Source organism: Streptomyces sp. NPDC059861 (assembly GCF_042731435.1).
Taxonomy (GTDB): Bacteria; Actinomycetota; Actinomycetes; order Streptomycetales; family Streptomycetaceae; genus Streptomyces.
In genome coordinates, this window is record NZ_JBHWJQ010000056.1 from 1 (window position 1) to 15,850 (window position 15,850).

General features: G+C 65.9%; 15 protein-coding genes. 8 read left to right on the forward strand and 7 right to left on the reverse strand.

Annotated features, from left to right (window positions below; all coding sequences use genetic code 11):
• Positions 1-93: 93 nt before the first annotated feature.
• The 6 genes from ACFV6X_RS33005 to ACFV6X_RS33030 form a co-directional block, all read right to left on the reverse strand.
• Positions 94-1,104 (reverse strand): CU044_5270 family protein, encoded by a 1,011-nt coding sequence (locus ACFV6X_RS33005; protein WP_385389878.1) that lies wholly within the window; start codon positions 1,102-1,104, stop codon positions 94-96.
• Positions 1,101-1,781, reverse strand: a complete 681-nt coding sequence (locus ACFV6X_RS33010) for an RNA polymerase sigma factor (protein WP_385389880.1) — start codon at positions 1,779-1,781, stop codon at positions 1,101-1,103. The genes ACFV6X_RS33005 and ACFV6X_RS33010 overlap by 4 nt, the downstream gene beginning before the upstream one ends.
• A gap of 289 nt (positions 1,782-2,070) precedes the next feature.
• Positions 2,071-2,589, reverse strand: a complete 519-nt coding sequence (locus tag ACFV6X_RS33015; protein WP_385389882.1) for an ATP-binding protein — start codon at positions 2,587-2,589, stop codon at positions 2,071-2,073.
• A 52-nt stretch (positions 2,590-2,641) separates the two neighbouring features.
• The gene (locus ACFV6X_RS33020; protein WP_385389883.1) at positions 2,642-3,337 is read right to left on the reverse strand and encodes an SDR family NAD(P)-dependent oxidoreductase; all 696 of its coding nucleotides are present in this window, start codon (positions 3,335-3,337) and stop codon (positions 2,642-2,644) included.
• Between the two features lie 222 nt (positions 3,338-3,559).
• Positions 3,560-4,291 (reverse strand): SDR family NAD(P)-dependent oxidoreductase, encoded by a 732-nt coding sequence (locus ACFV6X_RS33025; RefSeq protein WP_385389885.1) that lies wholly within the window; start codon positions 4,289-4,291, stop codon positions 3,560-3,562.
• A 41-nt stretch (positions 4,292-4,332) separates the two neighbouring features.
• The gene (locus tag ACFV6X_RS33030) at positions 4,333-5,223 is read right to left on the reverse strand and encodes a helix-turn-helix transcriptional regulator (protein ID WP_385389887.1); all 891 of its coding nucleotides are present in this window, start codon (positions 5,221-5,223) and stop codon (positions 4,333-4,335) included.
• A gap of 426 nt (positions 5,224-5,649) precedes the next feature.
• Here ACFV6X_RS33030 and ACFV6X_RS33035 point away from each other — a divergent pair, with 426 nt between their 5' ends.
• The 4 genes from ACFV6X_RS33035 (at position 5,650) to ACFV6X_RS33050 (ending at position 8,964) form a co-directional block, all read left to right on the forward strand.
• Complete coding sequence (locus ACFV6X_RS33035; RefSeq protein ID WP_385389889.1) at positions 5,650-6,504, forward strand: DUF3737 family protein; 855 nt, start codon at positions 5,650-5,652, stop codon at positions 6,502-6,504.
• A complete protein-coding gene (locus tag ACFV6X_RS33040; protein ID WP_385389890.1) occupies positions 6,501-7,670 on the forward strand; it encodes a MalY/PatB family protein in 1,170 nt (389 codons plus the stop codon). The genes ACFV6X_RS33035 and ACFV6X_RS33040 overlap by 4 nt, the downstream gene beginning before the upstream one ends.
• Before the next feature lie 179 nt (positions 7,671-7,849).
• Positions 7,850-8,482, forward strand: coding sequence for a hypothetical protein (locus ACFV6X_RS33045; protein WP_385389892.1), 633 nt, complete (start codon positions 7,850-7,852; stop codon positions 8,480-8,482).
• Complete coding sequence (locus ACFV6X_RS33050; protein WP_385389894.1) at positions 8,479-8,964, forward strand: hypothetical protein; 486 nt, start codon at positions 8,479-8,481, stop codon at positions 8,962-8,964. Before ACFV6X_RS33045 ends, ACFV6X_RS33050 begins: the two co-directional genes overlap by 4 nt.
• 111 nt (positions 8,965-9,075) lie before the next feature.
• On the opposite strand, the gene ACFV6X_RS33055 is transcribed toward ACFV6X_RS33050, so the two are convergent.
• Entirely contained in the window at positions 9,076-9,933 is an 858-nt protein-coding gene (locus tag ACFV6X_RS33055) for a helix-turn-helix transcriptional regulator (RefSeq protein ID WP_385389896.1), read from the reverse strand.
• A gap of 917 nt (positions 9,934-10,850) precedes the next feature.
• On the opposite strand from ACFV6X_RS33055, the gene ACFV6X_RS33060 reads away from it, so the two are divergent.
• The 4 genes from ACFV6X_RS33060 (at position 10,851) to ACFV6X_RS33075 (ending at position 15,573) form a co-directional block, all read left to right on the forward strand.
• Complete coding sequence (locus tag ACFV6X_RS33060) at positions 10,851-11,366, forward strand: (2Fe-2S)-binding protein (RefSeq protein WP_385389898.1); 516 nt, start codon at positions 10,851-10,853, stop codon at positions 11,364-11,366.
• On the forward strand, positions 11,353-12,339 hold the full coding sequence (locus ACFV6X_RS33065) for an FAD binding domain-containing protein (protein WP_385389900.1): 987 nt from the start codon (positions 11,353-11,355) through the stop codon (positions 12,337-12,339). The genes ACFV6X_RS33060 and ACFV6X_RS33065 overlap by 14 nt, the downstream gene beginning before the upstream one ends.
• 19 nt (positions 12,340-12,358) lie before the next feature.
• A complete protein-coding gene (locus tag ACFV6X_RS33070) occupies positions 12,359-14,668 on the forward strand; it encodes a xanthine dehydrogenase family protein molybdopterin-binding subunit (RefSeq protein WP_385389901.1) in 2,310 nt (769 codons plus the stop codon).
• A 98-nt stretch (positions 14,669-14,766) separates the two neighbouring features.
• Positions 14,767-15,573 carry an IS5 family transposase gene (locus ACFV6X_RS33075; RefSeq protein WP_385389903.1) on the forward strand — a complete coding sequence of 269 codons (807 nt, stop codon included), beginning with the start codon at positions 14,767-14,769 and terminating at the stop codon, positions 15,571-15,573.
• Positions 15,574-15,850 lie beyond the last annotated feature (277 nt).

The window sequence follows — 15,850 nt, forward strand, 5'->3', positions numbered from 1 at the left end:
GACGATCCACGGACGCGACTCCCTCTTTCCCACGACCAGACCAACGAGCAACCAAGCCGACAGTCACATGATCAACAGCTTCTGTTAGGACCTCTAAGGGGTCTGTCCGGCCTCGTCGACGGTGCCGCTGTCGATGAGTGCGACGGAGGTGACGACCGTGCCGACTTTCCCCCATGCGGTGTCCTCCACCAGGACTGTTCGCTCACCCAGCAGTCGGGCCGTGCTCTTGTCGAAAATCCACTCAGTCCGTTCGCCATCATGGGTCCGGGTGACGGCGACCCCGTGCCGGCCTGCCGCGTCCACGGCATGGGAGACAACGTCGACTCCGGGGATGAGGGCAGCGGCTCGGTAGAGAGCCGCGGCGATTTCGGGGGGAGTTGCCCCGTTGCGCAGAAGGTCTCCGATCGTGACGAAGGCTTCCTGGTCCGGTCCCATCGTGGAGTCGGAACCAGCTCCGTGATTCGCCTCGGCGTCGTCGCGGATCCGCTTCAGCAGCGCGTCGGGATCGACTGGCAGAGCAGCGAGAAAGCTGTGGGTCGGTGAGTTCAAATTGCCTCGGCCCGGGGTGCCCGGCACCAGGTGGTCGATACCGCCCCTGCGCTGCAGCGTCTGCTCACTGCCGTCCACGGACGTCCACTGCTCCATACCCTCGTCCTCGCGCGAGAGTTCCATCACACCGGAGTCGGTCTCGGACAGCACCGACGTATGGCCGACCGTCTTGACGTACGTGTACTGCTCACCACGCACCTTCGTCTGCGGCGTCGTAGCAGCAGCCAGAGCGGCCCTCTCCAGCAGTTGGACCGAGGCTGCCGAGGCCGGTGGCACGTCAGGCGGAGCGTCAGAGAATCCGGAGCCGACACTGAGAACGACGACGGTCGCTCCAGCGGCCACTGCCGTTCCCACCACCAGCCCCCAACGTCCTCTCGGGCGCAGCGCCGGGCGCGGAGAGCGGGATCGCGTCTGCCGATCGGCCTCGTTCAAGAAGTGCTCACGGCGAGCTTCCACTCGCCCGGGCGCCGGCTCCGGATAAGGAGCCGCAGGCAGCACCCGGCTCACCCGCTCACGCTCGGACTGTTCCCACTGTTCCCACTGTTCCAGACTCATCGTGTACTCCTCTTGTGGAACGCGCGGGCTGCGGCCACCCCGCTCTGCGATAGGTGACCGCTGCCGGGCTGCGGTTCCACACCATCCGGATCTGCTCCAAGCTCCTCCTCGACGAGCCTGCGCAGTTTCTCTCTTGCTCGTGAGAGCCGGGAACGCACGGTGCCGACAGGAATCCCCAACGCCTCAGCGGCCGCGGCATACCCCAGATCGGACCAGACGACCAGGGTGAAGACCTCGCGCTCGGTCCGCTTCAGACGCTGCAGCGCCCGGGCTGCGGCGGCCAGCCGCTGAGCGTCGGCCATCTGCCCGACCAGCTCCTCCGAAAAGTCAGGCAACGCTTCCGGCGGCGGCAGACGCGACATCGCCTCCCGATGCCGACGTGCCGCCCGGGTGATGTTGCGCATCACATTGGTCGCTATGCCCAAAAGCCACGCCCGAACGCTCCTGACTTCCCCGCGCAGCTTGTCGCGCAGACGCCAGGCCTCCAGAAAGGTGAGCGACATGACATCCTCGGCAAGGGCCCCATCTCCCGTCGTCCTGACCGCATGGGCATAGACGACACGCGCATGCTCATCGAAGATCTCTGCGAACGCCGTCCGATCACCAGACCGGACCCGTTCATGCAATAGGACGTCCACAGCAACAAGTGTCCGCACATCCGCGCCGGTTCCACTCATTCTCCGCCACACCCGGAACCCGGGCCGGACCGAGCCCCTCCCGCAGCCCGCGCCCGCCCGCGCGAGGGCTGTGCTCGGCCCGATCCGGTCCCGGCGCCGCCCCACACCGCCTGGCCTGCGCAGACGTCGGACTCGAACGGGCGCGGGGTGACGGTGGTAAACACCGCGACATCGGACGTCCATTGCGCGCAGTGTCACCCGGTGTGCTCAGTGCACCAGGTGCCGGACCTCACGTCCATGCAAGCAGCGACGCCGAGGGAGAAGGTACTCCGACCAGAGCGAAGCGCCGTCAGCCAGCATTTGCGGTCGCCGTAGTTGTCACGGGCAAACCGACACGGACTTCACGGCCGCGGGCGGACTGGCGAGTTTCGGACCACAGAGCGAGAGACCGGACGATAGCTGTGCCGCGCCCATGCTCGTCGGGGTCGGTCTGAGCACGTAGTCCGGGCCGGGCCGGGCCCGAATCGGTGACGGCAATGTGGAGCGTGTCGCGGACGAGGCCCAGGAGCAGAGTCATGTGGGCGTGGCCGTGCTGGGCCGCGTTTGCGGTGAGCTCGCTGACGATGAGGACGGCGGAGTCCCGCTCGTGCTCAGGCAGTCGCCAGCAGGTCAGCAGGCTGGTCGTCCAGCGTCGGGCTGCGGCCACGCAGGCGTGCTGCGAGGGCAGAGCGAGGAGCGCCTGCCGATGGCCAGGACGGGGCTCTGTGGCCTGCGCACCGTGTTGGCCGCTTGCCGGTAGATCGGTGACGAGCACTCCCCTGCGGGGTGGTGTGCCGTGGGCCTCGGTGGCGGATGGCTGCATGTCCATGCGGCTTCCTGCGCGGGGCGGACCCCGCTTGTCGTGAGCGGTGTGGGCGGGGTTACCAGGGGATGGTGCCGTCGGCTTCGAGGAAGGTGCCGGTGGGTCCGTCGGGGCCGATGGTGGCCATGCGGATGATGATTTCGGCGCCTTCTCCAACTGTCTGGGTGCCCTGGTTGTCGTTGAGTCCGGTGGCGGTGAAGCCCGGGTTGACGGCGTTGATCCGCATGTTGGAGAAGGCGTTGGCGTACTGAACGGTGATCATGTTGACCGCGCTCTTGGAGGAGTTGTAGGCGACCATCGGAAAGGTCGCTTCCAGGCTGGTGAGATCGCTGCAGCGGGTGAGGGAGCCGCCGCTGCTGCTGACGTTCACCACGACGGGGTTGCTGCTGGCACCCAGGAGCGGCAGGAAGGCGTGAGTGACGCGCACGAGGCCGAAGACATTGGTGGCGTAGACGGCCTCCATGTCGGCGGCGGTGATCTCGGCGGGTGGGTTCCAGCTGCCTGAGATTGCGGCGTTGTTGACCAGAACGTCGAGCAGGCCGGCTTCCTCGCGGACCCGCCTGGCAGCCGTCTGGACTGACTGTTCGTCGGTGACATCGAGCTGCAGAGCGTGGGCGCCGATCCGCTCGGCGGCTTCCTGTCCGTGCTTGAGGTCGCGTGCTCCGAGGTAGACGGTGTGTCCGGCTTCGGCCAGCCTTCGTGCGGTCTCCAGGCCGAGGCCGCGGGTGGCTCCGGTGATCAGTGTTGTGGTCATGGGCTTGTGAAGGCGTGCGGGGCCTTCCTTCTCGGGCCTCATTCGCCTCCGTCTCCTTCCGGACGTGTGCGCAGGGTCCTGCCGTGCGTGTTTGCTGTTCTAAAGTGTGCTGAGAGTGGTGACCCGCTGTCCGCCTTCTTTGCCGGAAGCGGCCGGGAGGGAGGCCCCGTGGGTGGGTGCAGTTCCCGGCCGGGTCTCTCTCCGCCAGTTAGTGCGCTGCTGTCACCAGGGGACGGGGCCGTCGGCTTCGAAGAAACCTCCGGTGGGGCCGTCGGCGCCGATGACGGCCATGCGGACGATGATCTCGGCGCCCTCCTCGACGCTCTGGATGCCCATCTCAGTGAAATCGATGGGTGTGGGCCCGGGGCTGACGACGTTGGTGAAATCGGTGTCAGTAAGGCTGGGGTTGACGGCGTTGATCCGCATGTTCGGGAAGGCGTTGGCGTACTGGATGGTGACCATGTTGACTGCGCTCTTTGAGGAGGCGTAGGTCAGGATGCCCAGCGCGTACTCGCCAGTGGTGGGGTCGGAGTTGCGCGTGAGGGAGCCGCCGCTGCTGCTGACGTTCACCACGACGGGGTTGCTGCTGGCGGTCAGCAGCGGCAGGAAGGCGTGGGTAACGCGCACGAGACCGAAGACGTTGGTGGCGTAGACGGTCTCCATGTCGGCGGCGGTGAAGTCGCCGGCCGCCTTCCAGGGTCCTGAGATGCCGGCGTTGTTGATCAGAACATCGAGCGATCCGGCTTCCTCGCGGACCAGCTTCGCAGCTGCCTGTACTGATGGCTCATCGGTGACGTCGAGCTGCAGTACGCGCGCGCCGATCTGCTCGGCGGCCTTCTGTCCGCGCTCCAGGTCGCGTGCCCCGAGGTAGACGGTGTGTCCGGCCTCGGCAAGCCTTCGTGCCGTCTCCAGGCCGAGGCCGCGGGTGGCTCCGGTGATGAGTGTGGTCGTCATATGCTGGTGAAGGCGCCGGTTCCCTTTGTTTCGGGGCCCTTTTACGCCTTCGCCTCCTTCCAGGTAGGCGGTGCATGGTCATGCCATGCGTGGCTTTGCGGTGTGATCAGGGGTGTGAGCCGTTGTCTGCTTTCCTCGTCAGAGGGGGGCAGGACCACGAGGAACTGGTCGCGTTCCTGGGCGACTGTGAGGATCTGCCAGTCCAGCCGGACCTCGCCCACAACCGGATGCAGAATCCGTTTGCTGCCGAAGTTCCTTCCGGAGACCCGGTACGTGTTCCACCAGTGCTGGAACTCCGATTCCTGTGCGCTGAGTTCTGTCACCAGTTCGCTAAGCCGGGGGTCGCTCGGGTAGCGGCCGGCCTCCATCCGCAGAAAGGCGACACATTCGCCCGCCGACTGGTCCCAGTCGAGAGTTCGCTCGCGCACAGAGGGATCGGTGAACGTCAGCCAGAGAAGGTTCCGCCGTGCCTCGGGTACGGCAGCGAAGTCGTACAGCAGCTCGGCCACGAGGTCGTTCCAGGCCAGGACGTTCATGAACCTTCCCAGGACCAAGGCGGGCGTGGTGCCCAGGTCGGACAGCACAGCTTGCACTGGCCCCGGCACGACTTGCCGGCGGGTGCGCCGGCGTCGGGCGGGGGCCAGGTCGGCCAGCTGGCGCAGGTAGTCATGTTGGTTCTCGTCCAGCAGCAGCGCACGGGCGAGCGCGTCCAGGACACTGCCCGACGGCGCGGGCAGGCGGCCCTGCTCGAGGCGGGTGTAGTAGTCCACGCTGATACCGGACCGGTGGGCGACTTCCTCCCGCCGCAGCCCGGCCACCTTGCGTGACTGCCCGCCTGCCGGAATCCCGACCTGGCGGGGCGAGACCCGGCCTCGGCGGGCGCGCAGGAACGCGGCCAATTCACGGCGCTTTTCTTCTTCCGTGCCCTTCACCCGGACCACTTTGCCAGATACCCGCGGCTGTCCGGCAGGCCACGTTTTTCCTGGGAAAATTATGTCCCCCAAGCTGAGGGGCAAGGATTTTCCCAGGAAGAACCTGACCTTCCGGATCCTGATGGCTGTCGCGACTATGAATTGTCGGGCCGATCTCGCCCGCTATCGAATCCCCGTGCTGCCGACTTCTGAGTGACAGCACGTCCAAGGCTAAAAAGGTGGCCAGCCATCCGGCGCTTCGACGGCTACCACTACTTCATCGAGCACCCCGAGCAGATGCTGCAGTGGGCGATGAGCAAGACGGTCTGCCCCTGTGCCGGACTCCCGGCCGGGCACGTCCTTCAGGTAGGCACGCAGACGCACTTCGGTGAAAACCGGTCGGATCTAGGCGCTGCCCCGTCATAGATCAAGGAAGATTTGTCACACATGCAGGAAATCGAAAATCAATACTTCACCGGCGAGCGGGCGCTGTTCCAGGGTCGGGATCTGAACATTTCCTATACGACCTTCGCCGATGGGGAATCCCCCCTCAAGGAGAGCCGGGGTGTCACGCTCGACCATAGCTTGTTCAAGTGGAAGTACCCGCTGTGGTACAGCCAGAACGTCACCATGACCCACAGTGCTTTGCTGGAGACGGCACGCTCAGGCGTCTGGTACACCCATAACCTCACCGTCTCCCACAGCACGATCGAGGCTCCGAAGACGTTCCGCCGGGCACGGAACATCACCCTCGACCATGTCGACATGCCCGTCGCCCAGGAGACCCTGTGGGACTGCGACACCGTCCGTATGTCCCATGTCACCGCCAAGGGCGATTACTTCGGTATGAACAGCAGAAACATCTCGGCGATCGATTTCCGCCTGAGCGGAAACTACGCCTTCGACGGCGCACGGAACATCGAGATACACAACGCGACGATGCTCTCCAAGGACGCCTTCTGGAACTGCGAGGACGTGACCGTCCACGACTCCTTCATCGTCGGCGAGTATCTCGGCTGGAACTCGAAGAACCTGACCTTCGTCAACTGTACGATCGAGAGCTTGCAGGGGCTGTGCTACATCGAGAACCTGACCCTGAAGAACTGCCGGCTCATGAACACAACGCTCGCCTTCGAGTACTCGACCGTCGATGCCGACGTCACGACGGAGATCGAGAGCGTGCTGAATCCGAGCGGCGGCACCATCCGCGCCAAGGGGATCGGTGAACTCATCATGGACGACACCAAGGTAGACCCCCGGAACACCACGATCGTCCTCACGGAGCAGGCCTACGCGGCATGACACCGTACGACTTCTCGGAGTTGACGGACCGCCGCCGGACCAACTCGCTCAAGTGGAACGTCGCCGAACGCGAGCTGCCCATGTGGGTGGCCGACATGGACTTCCGGACAGCACCCGAAATCACCGAAGCGATCCGCAGGAAAACCGAGACGGGCATCTTCGGGTACACCGTCGTCCCCGACGACTACGCTCAGGTCATCGCCGAATGGTGGGGGCGGCGCCACGGCTTCGAGATGCAGCAGGATTGGATCGTCTTTTGCACGGGGGTCGTGCCGGCGATCTCCTGCATCGTGCGCAAGATGACAACGGTCGGCGAGAACGTGCTGATCCTGCCGCCGGTCTACAACATTTTCTACAATTCGATCGTCAACAACGGCCGGAACGTGCTCTGCAGCGACCTGCGCTACGACGGCACCAGCTACGGAATCGACTTCAAGGATCTCGAACACAAACTCGCAGCTCCGCAGACGACGCTGATGATCCTGTGCAACCCGCACAACCCGATCGGCAAGATCTGGGACGCCGGGACGCTGGCGAGGATCGGCGAGCTCTGCGCCGAACATCATGTCCTGGTCGTCTCGGACGAGATCCACTGCGACCTGACGGCCCCAGGCCGCTCGTACACGCCCTTCGCCTCCGTGTCCGACACCTGCGCGGACAACAGCATCACATGCGTGGCCCCGACCAAAGCCTTCAACCTGGCGGGGCTCCAGACAGCGAGCGTCGTCATCCCCAACGAGCAGATCCGCGCCAAGGTCCGTCGCGGACTCAACACAGACGAGGTGGCGGAGCCGAACGCGTTCGCGATCGAGGCGACGATTGCGGCGTTCACAGCCGGCGAGCCATGGCTCGACGCCCTGAGGGCCTACATTCAGCAGAACAAGGAACGTGCAGCCGACTTCATCCACACGGAGCTTCCCGGGTTGAAGGTGGTGCCGTCGAACGCGACCTATCTGATGTGGATCGACTGTGGTGCCATCACCTCCGACACCACCGACCTGTGCAGATTCCTGCGCGAGATGACCGGCCTGCACCTGTCCGACGGTGCGGTCTTCGGCGGGCACGGGCGCTCGTTCCTCCGGATGAACGTGGCCTGCCCACGCTCTCGCCTGGAAGACGGGCTGTCACGCCTGAAAACAGGCATCGACGCATACCGCACATCGTGAGCCCGCACGCCTACCCGCGACGCCACGCTGTCGCACAGAGTCTGCTCCTCGGAGCCGAGCTGGTCGAGACACCCAGCGCCGCCCGACGAACTGGGCAGACCGCCAACGTTACTGAGCTCATCAGAGCGGCGGCATACCGGCGATCCATCATTGATCGTCTGATTACGAGGAATTGGACAGTGCCCCCGAAGCCCGACAAGCACACTTCGGCCGAAGCCCCTGCTGACGGCCGCCGAACCCCCGACAGGGAACAGCCACGCGGCTCGCTGCTGACCGCGGCAGACGAACGGTTCGCCTGTGAGTTCCAGGACACGTCTGTGAAGGAAATCGCCACCGCCGACGGCGTCACCGTGTTGGGCGTGCGCTCCTTCCGCACCACAACGCCGCACTGCCCCGAAGCTCAGTCGCCACTGCGGGGCCGACAGGACGGTGTCCTCGGTAGCCCCGGAACAACGGGCGCCACTCTGGTCGAACGGGTCCTGCGCCGGCACGACGCGACGCGGGACGGCACACTCGAGGAAGCGTTCGTCATGGCCGCCCGCTTTCACGATCCGACACAACTCGCCTCTCATGCCGAGGCACTCGCACATTCGCTGGCTGAGCGTTTGGAAGGCCCCGATGTGCGGCTGCGGGCGGAGTTGGCCACGGCGCAGATGCTCGGCCTGGCCGTGCTGGAGGGAGTTCTGCCGGCGCTGGACGGTGCTGCCCCCGTCGACATCGTCCGCGTTCTCGGGCCCGCAGTGCAGGCTGTCCTCGACAACCCTGCTGCCGGCGCTGTCGGCTCGAAAGCCGGCAGCGGGGCCCACTCATGACGAATTTCCTGCTGACCCTGGCCGCGGCATTCACGCTCGGCACCCCGGCCGGGGCACTCGGGGCGTCCCTGGACGTCCCCGCCGCCCTCGTCGTCCTCGCCCTTGTCCTCGGCGCCCTGCCCGTCCCCCTGCTCACCACCTTCGCCGTGACACGCCTGCGGCCACTGTGGCGCCCCTGGTACGACCGGCATCGGCAGCGACTGCCAGGCGCCGGCCGGTCCCGCACGAACGCGCACGGATCCGGTTCACTCAGTGCAGATCGGCCCAGCGACCGTGCCCGCCGCCTCCTGGACCGCTACGGGGCACCCGGCTTCGGCATGCTGGGCCCGCTCCTCTTCGGTACCTGGGGTACCGCCATCCTCGGCTCAGCCCTCAGCCTGCCCCACCGCCGCCTCATTCCCTGGCTCGCTGCCGGCGCCGCCTTCTGGGGCACCGCCTGGCTGTTCCTCTCCGAAGCCACCCTGGGCGTCTTTGCCCCCTGACGCGTTGCAAGAACGGCCTTGCTGCGCCGGGTCGAGGCCTGCTGCTCGCGAGGACTGTGGAGTCTGGAGGGCGCTGCGAGCAGCGCCCGTCCGCGCAAAACCGTGACGGGGTTACCGGTCGGATTGATGCAGCACCGCACCGCGCAGGGTCATGAGGCGGTGTCTGCTCTCATCGTCTGCCGGGGAGAGGACTACCAGGAATTGATCGCGGTCCTGAGCGACGGTAAGGATCTGCCATGTCAGGCGCAGCTCTCCGACCATGGGGTGCCGGAGGTGTTTCGTGCCCCAAGCGCTGCTCGATGCCTTGTAGGAGCTCCACCAGCGGCGGAATTCCGGGGCCTCGTCACTTAGCTCGGTGACCATTGCGGCCATGCGGGGATCGCTTGGATGACGGCTGGCGTCCATTCTCAAGTATGAAACACATTCACGTGCTGTCTGCTCCCAGTCGACGACCCGGTTACGCATTTCCGGGTCGAGGAATGCGAGGCGTAGATAGTTTCGCTGTCCTTCTGGGATCTTGGCGAAGTCGGTCAAGAGCTCGGCAGCCATCGAGTTCCAGGCGAGAACGTCCATGAATCGCCCGAGAACGACTGCTGGTGTGGTTGCCAGGTCGGAGAGGACGGCGCGCACTGGCTCGGGTACGACCTGTCGGTGGGCGCGGGGGCGTGGAGCCGGCGCGCGATCGCCCAGTTGGCGCAGGTAGTCGCGCTGGTCGTCGTTGAGGCGCAGGGCGTCGGCGATAGCGTCGATGACGCCGCCCGAGGGCGCTGGCAGTCGTCCCTGTTCCAATCGCGCGTAGTAGTCCACGCTGATGCCTGCCAGGTGGGCGACTTCCTCCCGCCGAAGTCCGCGAACCTTGCGTGATTCCTCCTGTGCGGGCAGCCCCACCTGGCTGGGAGAAATCTCGCTTCTGCGGGCGCGCAGGAATGCAGCGAATTCCTGACGTTTATCTTCTTTCGTGCGATTCACGTCACTCACTCTGCCAGATTCGCCGTCAACCAAGGGGGACACGATTTTACCAGGCAGACCCTGGCGGCTTCGAACTGAAAGAGATGACCAGTCACTCAGGATCGGGAACCCGCTGTTGCCCGAGGGCGACGCGCCAGGCAAAGAAGACTGCTGCGGTTGGGACGCCCATGCAGGTATGACCAGGCGGCCGGGAGGAGGACGCCACCGGTGAGCAGCAGGCAGGGCGGGTACCACCGCGGTGCTGTGCCAAGGCGGTCACCACGGTGCAGACACAGCGCTGCCGAAGTCGTGAGGGCGCCCCACGCCCACCACACGGGCAAGGAGGATCGAGGAACGCTCGAATTCGGCGGCCGTGGATCGCCGTGCAGGCCAGGATGTAGACGGTGGCCACAAACACGAGGTCAGGGGAGATCGAAGCAGTTCGGATGGGAGCTGTCCGCGCGTGAGCCCGTCCGCGGGTTCGTGCGGTCTCGTGGAGGGGGTGGTCGCTCACTGCATCAACCGCGGGACCGACTGCGCGAGGGGTCCGGCGCGCTGAGGCCTCGGGGGATCATCCGCCAGCAGCAGCGCAGCCTTGTCTGCTGTCCAGGATGTCAGGCATGGCGGGCGCTATCTGGGCGCGTGTTTCCGCAGCGCTACTCCCCCACGCCGAGACTGCTGGCACGAAAGGGGGTTTTATTTCCCTAGGAAGAATGTGTCCTTCCGGCGTTCGGGTACAGAGGCAACGATAGAGCTACGACAGTTGTGCGGGTGCGATGTCCCGCCAACAGCCCGAATTATTAGCGTCGGCGTCCCGATCCCGGATGCGTCCGTAGCTACGGACGGCCACGATGGGCAGATAGCGGGTTTGGCGAAGGTCTAGCCGTTTCGTGGCGAACCCGGCTCGGGCGTCTTCTGTACTGCCGGAGGTAGTGGACATGCCCATTCCAAATACGAATGACGCTGTACGCAGCGTCAATATTTCGTTGCGAGTCAATGGCATCAAGCATGAACTGACTGTTGATCCCCGCGTCACACTGCTGGACGCGCTGCGTGAGCAGCTCGGCCTCGGTGGGACCAAGAAGGGGTGTGACCAGGGGCAGTGCGGTGCGTGCACCGTCCACGTCGAAGGCCGTCGGGTGCTGGCCTGTCTCACTCTCGCCTGCCAGGTCGAGGGTCGTGAGATCACCACGATCGAGGGACTCGCTGCGGAGGACGGAACCCTGCACCCGGTGCAGGCCGCTTTCGTGGAGCACGACGGTTTCCAGTGCGGTTACTGCACGCCTGGCCAGATCATGTCGGCAGTCTCCTGCATCCGCGAAGGGCACGCGAACTCCGATGCCGACATCCGGGAGTTCATGAGCGGCAACCTTTGCCGCTGCGGGGCCTATCCGAACATCGTTGCCGCAGTACGCGAGGCAGCACAGCGCGAGGTGGACCATGCACGCCATTGATTACCTGCGGGCGGACACCCTCGAAACGGCTATTGAAACACTGCGCGACGACCCCTCCTCAGCACCGCTCGGCGGAGGAACGACCCTGATCGACCTCATGAAGTGCGGGGTAGCGCAGCCGTCCCGCCTGATCGACCTCACCCATCTGCCCGGCCTGAACACGATCGTAGCGAGCGAATCGGCGCTTCTGGTGGGTGCCCTGGCCAGGATGAGCGATGTGCAGGCCCACCCGGAGGTTCAGCAGCGCTGGCCGGCGGTCTCCGAGGCACTCCTGCGCGGGGCGTCTCAGCAACTGCGCAACATGGCGACCATCGGTGGAAACCTGATGCAGCGCACCCGATGTGGCTACTTCAGGGACCCCACGTTCTCAGAGTGCAACAAGCGCTCTCCCGGCTCAGGGTGCGCGGCCCTGAACGGCGAGAACCGAGGCCACGCCGTACTGGGCACCAGCGACCACTGCATCGCCACCTACCCCGGCGACCTGGCGGTAGCCCTGGTGGCGTTCGACGCCATGGTGCACATCCTCGGGCCGGACGGCCCCAGGACCGTACCGATCGACGACTTCTTCCTCCTGCCCGGCGACACCCCGGAGCAGGAGCATCCACTGAGCCAAGGCGAACTGATCACCGCGGTGGAGGTGCCGGCATCGCCTGCAGCCAGGCGGTCCCGCTACCTCAAGGTTCGCGACCGGGTCAGCTACGAATTCGCGGCGGCCTCGGCTGCCGTCGGGCTGGAGATCGCCGATGACGGGACTGTCGCCGACGCTCGCGTAGCGCTGGGCGGGGTGGCGGCCAAACCCTGGCGGGAGCCCGCCGTGGAAGCCGCGTTGCTCGGCCGGCCAGCGGTCCCGGAGCTGTTCCGTGAGGCCGCTGCACTGGCCGCTTCAGGCGCCCGCCCGTGGCAACACAACGCCTACAAGGTCGAGTTGGCCCGCCGCACGGCCGCCAGGGCGCTCATGACCCTGCCCCTGTGACGGAGGAAAGCGACAGAACATGACGAGTACCAACTTCTCTCAGATCGACGTCGGACCAGGCTCACCGATCGGTGCTGCGACCCGCAGGCGGGACGGCCGGGACAAAGTCACCGGGACAGCCCGCTACGCCGCCGAGTTCCAGCCAGAGGGCATGCTGTACGCCGCTTTGGTGACCAGCACTGTCCCCTCGGGCACCATCACGGCCATCGACACTGAAGAGGCCCAGGCCATGCCCGGCGTCCGCATGGTGCTCACCCACCTCAATGCCACACCGCTGTTCCCCGCGCTGCTCTTTCCCTTCGGGGCGGCGTTCCAGAGCCTGCTTCCGCTGCAGGACGAAAGGATCAGGTTCAGTGGCCAGCCGGTCGGCCTGGTGGTCGCGGACACCTTCGAGCAGGCAACCGAAGCGGCCACCCGAGTACGTGTCGCCTACCGCACCGAACCGTTCATCCCCGATGGCAGTCATCCGGACGCCACCACCTTCGGGGCAGAGGACTGCGGCAAGGTGCAGGAGATGGTCCCTGACCTCGTCATGGGTGATCCAGACACCGCGCTGGCCGCTGCGCCGGTCACGCTGGACGTCACGTACTCCAGTCCGCGGCACTATCACGCCGCGATGGAACTGCACTCCACAACGGCCCACTGGAGTCCGGACGGCACCCTGACCGTCTGGGAGCCCACCCAGTGGACCGCCGGTGCCCGGGCGGCGTTCGCCCAGTGGTTCAAACTGCCACTCGATCAAGTGCGGGTGATCTCGCCCTACGTCGGCGGCGGCTTCGGCTCCAAGGGCGGACTACATCCTCACGCGGCTGTGACCGCGATGGCCGCCCGCGAGGTGGGCCAGCCGGTCAAACTCGTACTCACCAGGCCGCAGCAGTTCACCTGCACATCGCCTCGCCCGGCAACCCGGCAGCACCTGCGTCTCGGCGCTGACCATGACGGGAAGCTGACAGCGCTGACACACGACAGCCTCAATGAAACGTCCTTCGATGACCTCTACATCGAGGCATCGGCAACCCTCAGCGCGCTGACCTACAGCGTGCCCAACGCGCGGTCGAGGTACCGGTTCGTACGTGTCAACGCGGTGACCCCAGGCAGTATGCGCGGTCCTGGGGAAACCATGGGCAGCTTCGCCTTGGAATCCGCGATGGACGAACTCGCCGTCGCCCTGAAGCTCGACCCGATAGAGCTGCGGCTCCGCAACTACAGTGATCGTGACCAGCTGTTCGACAAGCCCTGGTCAACCAAGGGACTCAGGCAGGCTTACGAGCAGGGCGCGACCGCCTTCGGCTGGCAGGACCGCGACCCGAATCCGCGCAGTATGCGCAACGGAACGGAACTGATCGGCTGGGGCATGGCCGGCGGCGCCTTCCCCTGCTACTCCCATCCCACGTCGGCCGGGGTCCGCGTACATGCGGACGGGACCATAGAAGTCTTTAGCGGTGGCTCCGACATCGGCACCGGAACCTACACCCTCCTTGCGCAGGTGGCGGCCGACGTCTTCGGGCTCCCCGCGGATGAAGTGGCGGTACGGCTCGGCGACAGCGCCTACCCGGAGGCTGCGGTCGCGGGTGGCTCCATGCTTGCCGGAGCCCTCACCCCCGTAACCCACCAGGCCGCGACCGCGGTACGCGACGAGCTGATCCAGCTGGCGTCCACGCTGCCGGGGACCCCGTTGCACGGGCGTGAGGCGAGTGAACTCGCCGTCGGGCAAGGCCGGGTTCACCTCGCGAGAAGCCCTGACACCGGTCTGCGCTTCACCGAGATCCTGAGTGCCTGCGGCCGCAAGCTGGTCGAAGCGGTAAGGGACACCTTCGGGGACATTTCAGAGCAAGACCGAAAGGACAACTACGGCACTCTGGCGCTGCTCCAGCTGCCCGCCGCCGGCACGCATTCCGTGTACTCATGGAGTTCGATCTTCGCCGAAGTCGGCGTGGACGAGGAACTTGGCACCGTGCGGCTCAAGCGTCTTGTCGGCGCGTTCGACTGCGGACGGATCCTCAACCCCACCACGGCCCGCAGCCAGCTCATCGGCGGCATGATCATGGCCAGCGGTGCTGCCCTACTGGAAGCCGGCGTCGTCGACGCCCGCCAGGGCCGCCTGGCCAATCCCAACCTCGCCGAATATGTGGTCCCCGTCAACGCCGACATTCCCGAGATCGAAGTTCTGTTCGCAGGCGAACCGGACCCCCACTCCAATCCCCTCGGTTCCAAGGCAATCGGCGAGCTGGGCATGACCGGCGTTCCGGCCGCGATCGCGAACGCCGTCTACCACGCAACCGGCCGACGCGTCCGAGACCTGCCGATCCTGATGGAGAAGATGCTCTGACCAAGACAAAGAGATGACTACCAACCGCGCCCATCTACACCGCCACGGGATAAGACACCGTTTCTTACAGTATGGTGTGATCGTTCGTTGAGCCGTGCATGACGGATCTGGTGGAGCGGTTGGTCCCGGACGAGTTGTGGGTGCTGTTTCGGCGGGTGGTTCCGCCGATGCAGGTCATACGCCCGCAGGGTGGCGGGCGACGTCGGGCCGGGGACCGTGAGTGCCTGGCTGCGATCATCTTCGTGGCCACCTCGGGTTGCACCTGGCGGCAGCTGCCGCCGGTGTTCGGGCCGGCCTGGCCGACGGTATACCGGCGCTTCGCCCAGTGGAGCCGGGACCGGCTCTGGGCCCGACTCCACCGCGTCCTGCTTGACGAACTCGGCGCCCGGGGCGAGCTGGACTGGTCGCGGTGCGCGATCGACTCCGTCAGCATCCGGGCGGTAAAAGGGGCCACTGACCGGACCGAATCCGACCGACCGCGGCAAGCCAGGATCGAAAATCCATCTGCTCACGGACCGGAACGGACTGCCCTGTCCCTGGGCATCTCTGGCGCCAACACCCATGACAGCCTTGGCCTGGAACCGCTGGTGCTCGGAATCCCGCCCATCCGCTCCCGTCGCGGACCGCGGCGCCGGTGCCCGGCCAAGCTCCACGCCGACAAGGGCTATGACTACGACCACCTGCGCCGATGGCTGCGCAAGCGCGGGATCCGGCACCGCATCGCCCGCAAGGGCATCGAGTCCTCCAACCGGCTAGGCCGCCACCGCCGGGTCGTCGAGAGGACGGTCTCATGGCTGGCCGGCTGCCGACGTCTGCACCGACGCTACGAACGCAAGGCCGAGCACTTCCTCGCTTTCGTCGGCATCGCCGCAGCCCTTATCTGCCACCGCCGACTTGCATGCTGAGGTGCAGGCTCACTTGGTGATCGGGGTCAAAGGATCCGGCCGAGACAACGTCTCGGACAGCGGCAGCCCATCTCTGACAGCAACGAGCCGACGCGCTCGCAGTTCGGCGCGCGTACGCGGACGGAACTTCGGCTCCCTACCGCACCCGCAGGCCGAGCGCCCCTCATAGCGCAGGCCTCCAGCCAGGACTGCGGCTACCACAGACCATCCGCGAACGTCCCGCCTCGATGGCGGAGCGAAGTCGTGACCAGCACATATCAGTGACCTGCCGCAGTTC